The 11825-nt window shown below is 66.4% G+C and carries 10 protein-coding genes and 1 rRNA gene; all 11 read left to right on the plus strand.

Annotated features, from left to right (window positions below):
* Positions 1-36: 36 nt before the first annotated feature.
* Positions 37-996, plus strand: coding sequence for an aldo/keto reductase (locus tag ACY34H_RS26405; protein WP_464980416.1), 960 nt, complete (start codon positions 37-39; stop codon positions 994-996).
* Positions 997-1036: 40 nt separating this feature from the next.
* On the plus strand, positions 1037-1903 hold the full coding sequence (locus ACY34H_RS26410) for a fumarylacetoacetate hydrolase family protein (RefSeq protein ID WP_464980406.1): 867 nt from the start codon (positions 1037-1039) through the stop codon (positions 1901-1903).
* 114 nt (positions 1904-2017) lie between these two features.
* A complete protein-coding gene (gene fucP / locus ACY34H_RS26415) occupies positions 2018-3325 on the plus strand; it encodes an L-fucose:H+ symporter permease (protein ID WP_464980407.1) in 1308 nt (435 codons plus the stop codon).
* Positions 3318-4082 carry an SDR family NAD(P)-dependent oxidoreductase gene (locus ACY34H_RS26420; RefSeq protein WP_464980408.1) on the plus strand — a complete coding sequence of 255 codons (765 nt, stop codon included), beginning with the start codon at positions 3318-3320 and terminating at the stop codon, positions 4080-4082. Before fucP ends, ACY34H_RS26420 begins: the two co-directional genes overlap by 8 nt.
* 15 nt (positions 4083-4097) lie before the next feature.
* The gene (locus ACY34H_RS26425) at positions 4098-4262 is read left to right on the plus strand and encodes a DUF3325 family protein (protein ID WP_464980417.1); all 165 of its coding nucleotides are present in this window, start codon (positions 4098-4100) and stop codon (positions 4260-4262) included.
* Positions 4263-4481: 219 nt separating this feature from the next.
* Complete coding sequence (locus ACY34H_RS26430) at positions 4482-6632, plus strand: TonB-dependent siderophore receptor (protein WP_464980409.1); 2151 nt, start codon at positions 4482-4484, stop codon at positions 6630-6632.
* 9 nt (positions 6633-6641) lie between these two features.
* Entirely contained in the window at positions 6642-8516 is a 1875-nt protein-coding gene (locus ACY34H_RS26435) for an arylsulfatase (protein WP_464980410.1), read from the plus strand.
* Between the two features lie 9 nt (positions 8517-8525).
* Positions 8526-9560 (plus strand): formylglycine-generating enzyme family protein, encoded by a 1035-nt coding sequence (locus ACY34H_RS26440; protein ID WP_464980411.1) that lies wholly within the window; start codon positions 8526-8528, stop codon positions 9558-9560.
* Positions 9561-9654: 94 nt separating this feature from the next.
* Entirely contained in the window at positions 9655-10233 is a 579-nt protein-coding gene (locus tag ACY34H_RS26445) for a DUF2325 domain-containing protein (protein ID WP_464980412.1), read from the plus strand.
* Between the two features lie 156 nt (positions 10234-10389).
* On the plus strand, positions 10390-11109 hold the full coding sequence (locus ACY34H_RS26450) for a DNA-binding protein (RefSeq protein WP_464980413.1): 720 nt from the start codon (positions 10390-10392) through the stop codon (positions 11107-11109).
* 406 nt (positions 11110-11515) lie between these two features.
* Positions 11516-11825 (plus strand): 16S ribosomal RNA (locus tag ACY34H_RS26455); the annotation flags it as partial.

Here is an 11825-nt window from a genome sequence, read left to right on the forward strand (position 1 = left end):
GGCCGTACCCTGGTTGGCCGTACCCCGGGCACCTGCATGGGGCTTGGCTGCGCCCAGCTGGGCGGCCTGTACGAGGCGATGGACGACACCGCCGCGCGGGACATCGTCGATACCGCCTGGGAGCTCGGCATCCGCTACTTCGATACGGCGCCGTACTACGGCTTCACGCTGTCCGAGCACCGGCTCGGTGCCGCGCTGCGTGGACGGCCGCGCGGCGACTATGTGATCAGCACCAAGGTCGGGCGCCTGATGGAACCCGACCGCTCGGTGCGGCCCGGCGACTGCGGCTGGGCGGCGCCGCTGCCGTTCCGTCCCCGTTTCGACTACACATACGAAGGCGTCCTGCGTTCGCACGAGGACAGCCTGCAGCGCCTGGGCATGGATTTCGTCGACATCCTGTACGTGCACGATATCGGCCGGGTCACGCACGGTGCCCGGCACGATTTCTACTGGGACCAGCTGACGCATGGCGGCGGCTTCCGCGCACTGACGAAACTGCGCGACGAGGGCAGCATCCATGCGTTCGGCCTCGGCGTCAACGAGTGGCAGGTGGTGGCGGACGCACTGCGGGAATGCGACCTGGACTGCGCCTTGCTGGCCGGCCGCTACACGCTGCTGGAACAGGCCTCGCGGGAACCTCTGCTGGACCGCTGCGCGGAGCGGGGCGTGGGCATCGTCATCGGCGGGCCGTTCAATTCCGGCATCCTGGCCGGCAACCGCAAGTTCAACTACGAAGATGCGCCGGCGGACATCGTTGCGCGCGTCGAGGCGATCGCCGCCGCCTGCCGCGAAGCCGGCGTGCCGGTACAGGCGGCCGCGCTGCAATTCCCGATGGCCCATCCGGCCGTGGTCGCGTGCGTTCCCGGCGCACAAAGTCCGGCGCAGTTGCGCCAGAACGCGGCCTGGTTCGCGCAAGCCATCCCCCCCGGCCTGTGGGCCACGCTGGCCGGCAACGGCCTGATCGACCCGCGTGCCCCCGTGCCGCGGGTTTCCTGAATACGCATCGAACATCCACCGACATCTGCAAAGGAAACCCATGAAATTGCTGCGCCATGGCCCGAAGGGCGACGAGAAACCCGGCCTGCTCGATCCGGAAGGCCGTATCCGCGACCTGTCCGGCCATATCCCCGACGTCACGTCGGCCCAGCTGGGCAGCGAAACGCTGGCCCGCCTGAAAGCGCTCGACTGGGGCACGCTGCCCGCCGTGCCGGCACCGGTGCGGCTGGCGCCGATCGTCGCCGATACCGGCAAGCTCATATGCGTGGGCCTGAACTACTCCGACCACGCGGCCGAATCGGGCATGGCGGTGCCCAGCGAGCCGGTACTGTTCATGAAGGCCACCAGCGCGATCGTCGGCGCCAACGACGCGGTGGTGCTGCCGCGCGGTTCCGTCAAGAGCGACTGGGAGGTGGAGCTGGGCGTCGTCATCGGCACCCGCGCGCGCTATGTGGAGGAAAGCGAGGCCCTGGGCTACGTGGCCGGCTATTGCGTGGTCAACGACCTGTCCGAACGCGAATACCAGCTGGAGCGGGGCGGCCAGTGGGACAAGGGCAAGGGCTGCGACACCTTCGGGCCCGTCGGCCCGTGGCTGGTGACGGCCGACGAAGTGCCGGACCCGCAAAACCTCGATCTGTGGCTGGAAGTGAACGGCAAGCGCTACCAGCAGGGCAGCACGCGCACGATGGTGTTTACGGTGGCGCAGCTGGTCAGCTACATCAGCCGCTTCATGACGCTGCATCCGGGAGATATCATCAGCACCGGCACGCCGCCGGGCGTGGGCCTGGGCCAGAAGCCCGATCCGGTCTACCTGAAGGCCGGCGACGTGATGCGCCTGGGGATCGCCGGCCTGGGCGTGCAGCAGCAGACCGTGCATGCATGGAACGAGGAACTGATCGACGCATGACGTTCCTCCGCCGCGCCCCGTTGCGGCACCATGTCGTAGCAGGTTACAGCAGGTAGTTGTCCTAACCCAAACAGGGCCGCGCAAAGTACGCGGCCCACACTGGAGACGTTAGACATGACCGTACCGACCGCCCGGCGTTCCTACAAGTTCGCCTTCCTGATGCTCACCACGCTGTTCTTCCTGTGGGGCTTCGTCCATAACCTCGACCCGATCCTGATCCCGCACCTGCGCCGCTCGTTCAGCCTGACCGTGCTGCAGGCCGCGCTGGTCGATTCGGCGGTCTACATCGCGTACTTCGTGATGGCGCTGCCGGCCGGCATGCTGATCCGCCGCGCCGGCTACCGGTGCACGATCATCGCCGGCCTGCTGCTGTTCGGCATCGGCTCGCTGCTGTTCCTGCCGGCGGCCGACACGCACCGCTATGCGGTGTTCCTGGCCGCGCTGTTCATCATTGCCTGCGGCCTGACGCTGCTGGAAACGGCGGCCAATCCATATGCCGCGCTGCTGGGGCGGCCCGAGCGCGCGACCCAGCGCCTGAACCTGGCGCAATCGTTCAACGGCCTGGCCGCGGCGATCGCGCCGATCGTCGGCGCGCGGCTGATCCTCGTCGAGGGCGCCAGCGACGCGCAATTGCAGACCATGGCGGAAAGCGCCCGGCAGGCGGCGCTGGCGGCGGAAGCGGCCAGTGTCAAGGGGCCATACCTGGTGCTGGGACTGGTGATCTTCGCGATCGCCATCGTGTTTTATTTCATCCGCCTGCCGGAGCCGGAGCGCCGGGTCGTCGATCCCGGCGAGCGGGTCACCGGTGCCATCGCGCGCGCGTGGCGGCACGGGCCGATCCGGCGTGCCGTCGTCGCCCAGTTCTTCTACGTGGGCGCGCAGGTCTGCGTGTTCAGCTTCTTCATCCTGTTCGCCGCCGGCGCGGCCGGCCTGTCGCAGGTCGCGGCGGCCGACTACCTGGGCTGGGGATGCGGCGTGGCCTTCGTGGCGGGGCGCTTCGCCGGCACCTGCGCGATGAAGTACGTGGCGCCGGCCCGGCTGCTTCTGGCGTACGCGCTGGTGTGCTCGCTGCTGTCCGTGTTCACGATGTTCGCCAGCGGCATGGCCTGCGTCATGGCGGTGATCGCCATCGTGTTCTTCATGTCGATCATGTTTCCCACCATTTTCGCCCTCGGCATCAAGGATGCCGGCGCGCACACGGAAATGGGCAGCAGCCTGATCATCATGGCCATCGTCGGCGGCGCGCTGCTGCCGCTGGCGTTCGGCTTCATCAGCGACGTCACGCACAGCATCCAGCTGGGCTACGGCGTGCCGCTGGTGTGCTTCCTCGTCGTCGCCTGGTTCGCCCGCACGGTGCTGGTACTGGAACGCAGCGCGGCGCCCGTTCCTCCACTTACCAACGGAGCATTGAAACGTGTTTGAACTGAACGACAAGAAGGCCGTCATCACCGGTGCCGGCAGCGGCATCGGCAAAGCCATCGCGAGGCTCTTTGCCGCCCGCGGCGCTCCCGTCCATGTGCTCGACATCGGCGAGGATGCCGCCCGCGAAGTGGCACAGGAGATCCGCCGCGACGGCGGCACGGCCACGGCGCACGCCTGCAACGTGGCCGTGCAGGCCGAGGTGCTGGCCACGTTCGCCGCCATCGGTCCGCTCGACATCCTCGTCAACAATGCCGGCATCGCCCATATCGGCAAGGCCGATACCACCGGCGAGGCCGATTTCGACCGCGTGATGGCGGTCAACGTGAAGGGCGTCTACAACTGCCTGCACGCGGCCATTCCGCAGCTGCGGGCGAACGGCGGTGGAGTGATCCTCAACATGGCGTCGGTGGCGGCATGGGTCGGCGTGGCGGAGCGCTTCGCGTACTCCACGGCGAAGGGCGCGGTGATGGCGATGACGCTGTCGGTGGCAAAGGACTACCTGCGGGACCGCATCCGCTGCAATGCGATCTCGCCGGGGCGCGTGCACACGCCGTTCGTCGACGGCTTCCTGGCGAAGAACTACCCGGGCCGCGAAGCGGAGATGTTCGAGAAGCTGTCGCAGACGCAGCCGATCGGGCGCATGGCACGGCCGGACGAGGTGGCGGCGCTGGCGCTGTACCTGTGCAGCGAGGAAGCGTCGTTCATCACCGGCACCGATTACCCGATCGATGGCGGCTTCATGACCTTGAACACCTGAGGCCTTTCCCTTGAGCTGGCCGGTGCGCCGGCTTCGTGCATTGCCGGGCATGGCGCCGGTTTTGGCCTGCTGCTGTGGATGCCGCTGCTGGCAGCCGGTGGTCCGGCGGTCGCCTTGGTGCTGGCATGGCGGCACTCCTGGTGCGTACCGGTGGCCTTCCTTATATGTAGCACCGTATAACAATCCTCGTTTTTATTCCTTCTGAATCTGGTTCGCCGCTTTTATGATGCGAATCAGTCAAGCCGCTCGGTGCTACCCGCACTGAGACGCGCTGCCGTGTCTGCGTGCCTGTCGCGATGGTGCCCGCATACCTGACGATTGCTCCACCGCGTTGCCGCCCGCACGATCCGTGGGCGCATCGCCGGCTGCCGCTCCCGTTCATAATAATCAGGAACCACCATGCATACTTCCCTTCCGGGCGTCCCTCGCCGGCGCCTTGGCCTGCTCGTTGCCGGCCTGTTTGCCGCCGTGCCTCACATCCATGCGATCGCGCAGGAAGCCGCCGTCGGCGCCATGCTCACCGTGACCGTCAACGGCGAACGCGAGAGCGAAGCGAAGCAGGCCCGTTCGCGCGGTGCGCTCGGTACGCTGTCCGACCTGGAAACGCCTTTCGCCACCGCCACCGTCGGCAGCGAAAGGCTCGAGGACAGGCAGGTCACCACGCTGGCCAACGTGTTTGCCGAAGACGCCTCCGTCAGCACGAAAGGCGGTACCTACACGCAGAGCGCCTACGCGATCAACGTGCGCGGCCTGACGCTGGACTTCACCAACGGCTACAAGATCGACGGCCAGCCGTTCCAGATGTACGGCGTGGAACTGCCGCTGGAAACGGTGGAATCGGTGCAGTTGCTGAAGGGCGCGACCGGTTTCCTGTATGGCTTCGCAGCGCCCGGCGGCATCATCAACTACGTGACGAAACGGCCGACCGGGCAGTCCACGTTCAGTGCTTCCGCAGGTTATACCAGCGGCGGCCTGCTGCGCGAGCATATCGACACCGGCGGCCGCTTCGGCGACAACGGCCGCTTCGGCTACCGCCTGAACCTCGCTCACGAGGAAGGCGATACCTACAATGGCGCGGCACTGGATCGCGACGCGGCGTCGCTGGCGCTGGAGGCACGGCTGACACAGGACGTCACATGGAGCGCGAACCTGCTGTACCAGGAGCGCGACCTGCAAGGCGGCGTGCCGACCGTGTCGCTGCAGGTCTATCCGGCCGCCAGCGCCGGCCTGCCGGTGGCGCTCGATGGCCAGGCCGACCTGGGCGCCTACCCGGGTACCTACTACGATTCGACGATGTACATGGGCACCAGCGCCATCGACTGGCGGATCAACAGGGACTGGAAGCTGAACGTCAACTACGGCTATTCGCTGAAGCGCATCGACAGCTCGATCGAAACGCTGTACCTCACCAGCCAGTCGGGCAACTACAGCAATCGCCTGAACCCGTTCTACCGGCCGGAGCTGACGTATCACGCGGTGAACGCGATCGTCGAAGGCGCCTTCCGGACCGGCGCGCTGAAGCACCGCGTCTCGTTCGGCGCCGGCCGGCAGACGCTGACCCGGATGCTCAACGTGCAGTCGGCCCTCAGCCTGTTCGGGCCGGGCACGGTCGGCAACCTGTATGCGCCGCCGCCGGCGCTGGTCGATACGTCCGTCAACAATCCGCGTGTCTTCAAGATCTCGGACTATGCGCAGAAGTCCGTCTTCGCCAGCGACAACGTCGACTTCGGCGAGCACTGGTCGGTGCTGGCCGGCGTGCGCTACATGGATTACCGCAACCTGAACTGGAACGCGGCCGGCGCACAGACCTCGGACTACCACGAGAAGCCCACCACGCCGACCGTGGCACTGCTGTACAAGCCCTCGTCCGATACCACGCTCTACACGAGCTACGTGGAGGCGCTGGAAGACGGCGGTACCGTCAGCACCACGTACGCCAATGCCAACGAGGCGCTGCGGCCGCTGACCAGCCGCCAGGCCGAGCTGGGCTTGAAGACGGATCGCGGCAACTGGGGCGCCTCCGCGGCGCTGTTCCGCGTCAAGCGCGGCGCCGCGTACGCCGACTACAGCAGCAACCCGCAGGGCATCTATGTGCAGGCCGGCGAGCTGCGCTACCAGGGGCTGGAAGTGTCCGGCCACGCCGACCTGCGGCGCTGGCTGACGGTCAACGCCGGCGCGACGTGGCTCGATGCCGAATACCGCGCCACCACGCCGGCCATCGTCGGCAACCGCATTGAAAGCACGCCGCGCTTCCAGGCCGTGCTGGGCGTGAATGCGAGGGTGCCGCGGGTGACCGGCCTGTCGCTGCACGCGGATGCGAGCTACGTGGGCGCGCAGAAGGTCAACAGCGCGAACACGTTCGAAGTGCCCGCGGTAACGCTTCTCAACGCCGGCGGCGCATGGCGCACGCGCATCAGCGATCACTATGTGACGCTGCGGCTGCAGGTAAACAACCTGGCCAACCGCGCCTACTGGTATTCGACCGGCTCGAACTCGCTGCAGGTCGGCGCGCCGCGCCAGGTTTCCGTCAACGCACGCTTCGACTACTGAGGAGAAGACATGACACGCATTCCACACCGGCTCGCCCTGGCAGCCGTGGCAGCTGCCGCCGTCTCTGTCCTGGTATCCTGCGGCCCCGTCAAGGCGCCGGAAGTGCCTGAGACGACGGCTGCCGCGGCCAGGCGTCCGAACATCCTGTACATCATGGCGGACGACCTGGGCTACTCGGACATCGGCGCCTTCGGCGGCGAGATCGAGACGCCGAACCTGGACGCGCTGGCCCGCGAAGGCCGGCTGCTGACCAATCACCATACCGGCACCGTGTGCGCGATCACGCGCGCGATGCTGATCTCGGGCACCGATCATCACCTGGTGGGCGTGGGCACGATGGGCGAGCCGCGCGACGAGCGCAAGGGGCTGCCCGGCTACGAAGGGTACCTGAACGAGAGTTCGCTGTCGGTCGCGCAATTGCTGCGCGACGGCGGCTACCATACGTACATGGCCGGCAAATGGCACCTGGGCGGCGGGCGCGAAGGCAAGGGCAGGACGCCCGACGCCTGGGGCTTCGAGCGCAGCTATGCGCTGCTGCCCGGCGCTGCGCGCAACCACTTCGGCGGCGAGGCGCCGGATGCGAAGAACTACGCCGAGGATGGCCGGTTCGTGCAGCCGGGGCCGGGTTTTTATTCGACCGATTTCTACACGCGCAAGCTGATCGGGTACATCGATTCGCAGCGGGGGGATGGCAAGCCGTTCTTCGCGTATGCGGCCTACACGTCGCCGCACTGGCCGCTGCAGGTGCCGGAGCCGTGGCTGAGCAAGTACAAGGGCCGCTACGACGCCGGCTACGACGCGATCCGGCTGGCGCGCATCGAACGGATGAAGAAGCTGGGCATCCTGCCTGCCGGTTTCCGGCCGCATGACGGGTTGCCGGAGACCCTGACCCGTTCCCCGGCTACGCCGAACAGCGGCACGCCGCAGGCGAAATACGTGAACGCCGTCAACGGCGCGCCGCAGGGCCATGCCGACCATGGTCCGGGCCGGGTCGTGAAAAGCTGGGACAGCCTGTCGCCGCTGGAGAAGAAGGCGCAGGCACGCTACATGGAAATCTATGCCGGCATGGTCGACAACCTGGATCACAACATCGGACTGCTGATCCGGCACCTGAAGGACATCGGCGAGTACGACAACACCTTCATCATGTTCCAGTCCGATAACGGCGCCGAAGGCTGGCCGGTCGACGGCGGTGCCGATCCGAAGACCACCGACGAAGCCAATGCGGCGCCGGAAGTGTACGCAAAGCTGGGTACCGACCAGGTCAAGCGCATCCAGTACGGGCTGCGCTGGGCCGAGGTCAGCGCCGCGCCGTTTCGCAACGTGAAGGGAAGCGCGCACGAGGGCGGCGTGTCGACACCGCTGATCGTGCGGCTGCCGGGAGGGCGGGGGCTGGGCGCGATCGTGAACGTGAAAGATGCAACCTACGTCACCGACAACACGGCCACGTTCCTGGCGCTGGCAGGCATCACGCCACCGGACCGGCCGGCACCGGCGGACATCGACCCCGCCACGGGCCGCGACCGCAACGCGGGCAAGGTCGTCTACCAGGGGCGCAATGTCTATCCGGTGACCGGTACCTCGCTGCTGCCGCTGCTGGCCGGTTCGCAGGCGGCGCCGCGCGGCCTGCCGCTGGCCGACGAGTCGTATGGCCGTGGCTACGTGTTCAGCGCGGACGGGCGCTGGAAGGCGGTGTGGATGGAACCGCCGCAGGGGCCGGTGGACGGCCACTGGCAGCTGTTCGACCTGCGCACCGACCGTGCCGAAAACCATGACGTCTCCGCGCAACATCCGGCGGTGGTCGCCGAGCTGGTGGCGCAATGGAAGCGCTACATGACGGCGGTGGGTGGCGTGGAACCGTTGCGGCCAGCCGGCTTTTACTAGGAGCGAGACATGCCGGGAAATTGGAGCAAGCCGCTGACAGTGGCGGGTCTGCTGGCCTGCATCGGCCTCGCCGCATGGACGGAAGCGGGGAGTGGCGCGGTGGCGTCGCCGCAATCCGCGCTGGGCAGTGAATCGCTCTGTGCGTCGGCCGGCGGCCTGCCGGCGGGTTGGGGGACCGATGTCCGCGCGGGAATGGTGCGGGTGCCGGACGGCGAATTCGTCTTCGGCAGCACGCGCGGCTATCCGGACGAGCGCCCTGCCACGGCGCACAGGGAAGCGGTGCGTGGATTCTGGATCGACAGCACCGAAGTGACGAACGCGCAATTCGGGAGCTTCGTGCGTGCCACCGGCTACGTGACGCAGGCCGAACGCGAGGGTGCGGCGGCCGTATTCCACCGGCCGGACCAGGCGGAGCTGGACGCGCGGCCTTACGCCTGGTGGCGTTACGTCCGCGGCGCGAACTGGAGGCAACCGGGCGGGCCCGCCGTGGACGGCACCGCCCCGGCCGGGCCGCCACCGAACCTGCCGGTCACGATGATCACGCGGGCCGACGCGCTGGCGTATGCACGATGGCTGGGGCGCGACCTGCCGACCGAGGCGGAATGGGAATATGCGGCCAAGGGCGGGCGCGATGACGCTGCGCTCGATGATGCGCCGGTCGACGGAAATGGCCGGCCCACCGCCAACTTCTGGCAAGGCCCGTTCCCGCTGGCCGATGCGGCGCAGGATGGCCACGCCGGGCTGGCCCCCGTGGGCTGCTATGCGGCCAACGCGTTCGGCCTGTACGACACGATCGGCAATGCCTGGGAGTGGACGAAGGATCCCTATACCGGCGCGCGCCAGCCGCACGCCAACGGCGACACATCAGCGGTTGCCGCCGCTGCCGGTGCGCGGCGCGCGAACGAGCCCGCTGTCATCAAGGGCGGCTCATTCCTGTGTTCGCCCAGCTATTGCGTGCGCTATCGCGCCGCCGCCCGCGAATCGCAGGAAGCGGACCTTGGCGCCAGCCATATCGGTTTTCGCACGGTATTAAGGGTACTTTAAAGCCCCGCCGCCATACTGCTTGTCATTGTAATGAGAATTATTCTCATTTAAAATGAATTGGCATTCAAGCCAGGGTTTCATAAAGGATCACACGATGCACTTCACCCCCGACGACTTCGACCATTTGCTCCAGGAACATGCCGCGCTGCTGCGGGCACATGGCGAGGCGCAGGCTCGGTGCAGTGAGGTGATCCGTTCGCAGGCACTGGAAATCGCCCGGCTCGATGCGCAGGCCATGCGGCTGCGCATGGAGCTCGTGAAGCGGGAAACCGCGCTGGCCTGGGCACGGGAAGACCGCGCGGCGCTAGAACAGTCCATCCCCGGCTTGCCGAAGCGCGAGGCCCTGGCCCGGCACGTGGAGGCGCTGCAGGCGCGCGTGCGCGAACTGTCGGACGAGCTGCAGCAGCGCGATGTGCGGCGGGCCTTCGCGCCGGCACGGGCGGAGCATGCCGATGGCCTGGCGGACCTCGAAGAAGATCTCGCCGCCGCCGACCTGGTGATCTGCCAGACCGGCTGCATGAGCCACGGCGCCTACTGGCGCGTCCAGGATCACTGCAAGCGCACGGGCAAGGCGTGCGTACTGGTCGAGAACGCCGACGCGCTGCACATCGTGCGCATCCAGCGCGCCGATGAAGGGCAGGGCGTGGCGCTCGTGGCGTCGCAGCAGGGCTGAGGAGGGGCGATGGGGCATGACGTTTTTGTTGTGCTTGTATACATGGCGTGCGGGGATACCACGTTTTTGCTGTGGGGAAGTGCTTCGAAGCCAGCAAGGTAGTGCCGGGAGAAAAGCATCTGTAGTAAGCTGCGCGCTTCACAAAACGGATACGACATGCAGGACCAGACCCCAACATTCGACGAGGTGGCAGCGGCCGCGACAGCGCTGCAAAACGACGGCAATCAGGTAACGGTCGAGGCGGTGCGCGACGCCCTCGGTGCCGGCTCGCCCACCGCCATCCACAAGCATTTGTCCGCATGGCGTGCCGACAATGTGCCGCCACCGGAGCCGCCGAAGGCGGAAATTCCCGAACAGCTGGCGGCGGCGCTGGCCGACTGGGCGCGGCAATTCGCCGAGCAGTCCGGCGCCGGCAACCGCGACAAGCTGGCACAGGCGGAGAGCGACCTCGAAGCACTGGCCCGTTCCGGCGAAATGCTGGAAGCCGAGCGCGATGACCTGCTGGCCCAGTTGTCCACGGCGAATGCGCTGGCGGCCGAGCGGGGCGAACAGATCGATCGCCTGACGATCGAGTTGCGCGACGCCCGCGAAGTGGCGACCAATGCACTGGTCGGCAAAGCCAAGGACCAGCTGGCGATCGACGGCAAGGACCGCCAGCTGGCGGATCTGCGCGCGCAGCTGGAGCGCAGCGTTGCCTCGGCGGCCACGGATTCCGACGCCCGGCTGGCCGCTGAAATGGACCTGGTCGGGGCCGTCACGGCGCGCGACAACTACGCATCGGAACTGAAGGCCTTGCGTGCGCAGCTCGAATCGCTGAATGCCGACCGCACCGCCTTGCGGGCCGAGGTAGACGGCTTGCGCACCCGCCGCCCATGATTTTTTGGGAAAGGGCTTGCGGACGGGCAGGGCCTTTGCTATAGTCCTGTCCCTCGCAGCAACGCGACTGACACGAAAGTGAAACAGGCAAGTTGATGTGAGACAAAAAGCGGGGTTGACGGATCGTAAGAAACACCTGATAATCTCGCTTCTCTGCTGCTGACAAACACAACGATTTGTCGCCGGGTCTGAAAGATCCGCAGCGGGCCTTCAAGGGCAGAATTCTTTAACAATCAACAGTCGATAAGTGTGGGCGTTTGATGTGATGTGCCCCGGACTTCGGTCCGGAAGCTCAAAATATATAGCATCAAACGCTTGCACAAGAAATAAACGTAATCATCTTCGGATGATTCGTCAGTATCTTGAGTGAGTGACCTCCGATAGCAGTATCGGAACAACAGAGATTGAACTGAAGAGTTTGATCCTGGCTCAGATTGAACGCTGGCGGCATGCTTTACACATGCAAGTCGAACGGTAACAGGGAGCTTGCTCCGCTGACGAGTGGCGAACGGGTGAGTAATATATCGGAACGTGCCCAAGAGTGGGGGATAACGTAGCGAAAGTTACGCTAATACCGCATACGATCCAAGGATGAAAGCAGGGGACCGCAAGGCCTTGTGCTCCTGGAGCGGCCGATATCTGATTAGCTAGTTGGTGAGGTAAAGGCTCACCAAGGCGACGATCAGTAGCTGGTCTGAGAGGACGACCAGCCACAC

This window comes from Pseudoduganella sp. jia 9 (genome assembly GCF_055502615.1).

Bases quoted from the DNA above. Each gene is read 5' to 3' on its own strand.
- ACY34H_RS26405 (WP_464980416.1), top strand. From the start codon at position 37: ATGGGGCTTGGCTGCGCCCAGCTGGGCGGCCTGTACGAGGCGATGGAC.
- ACY34H_RS26410 (WP_464980406.1), top strand. From the start codon at position 1,037: ATGAAATTGCTGCGCCATGGCCCGAAGGGCGACGAGAAACCCGGCCTG.
- fucP (WP_464980407.1), top strand. From the start codon at position 2,018: ATGACCGTACCGACCGCCCGGCGTTCCTACAAGTTCGCCTTCCTGATG.
- ACY34H_RS26430 (WP_464980409.1), top strand. From the start codon at position 4,482: ATGCATACTTCCCTTCCGGGCGTCCCTCGCCGGCGCCTTGGCCTGCTC.
- ACY34H_RS26435 (WP_464980410.1), top strand. From the start codon at position 6,642: ATGACACGCATTCCACACCGGCTCGCCCTGGCAGCCGTGGCAGCTGCC.
- ACY34H_RS26440 (WP_464980411.1), top strand. From the start codon at position 8,526: ATGCCGGGAAATTGGAGCAAGCCGCTGACAGTGGCGGGTCTGCTGGCC.
- ACY34H_RS26445 (WP_464980412.1), top strand. From the start codon at position 9,655: ATGCACTTCACCCCCGACGACTTCGACCATTTGCTCCAGGAACATGCC.
- ACY34H_RS26450 (WP_464980413.1), top strand. From the start codon at position 10,390: ATGCAGGACCAGACCCCAACATTCGACGAGGTGGCAGCGGCCGCGACA.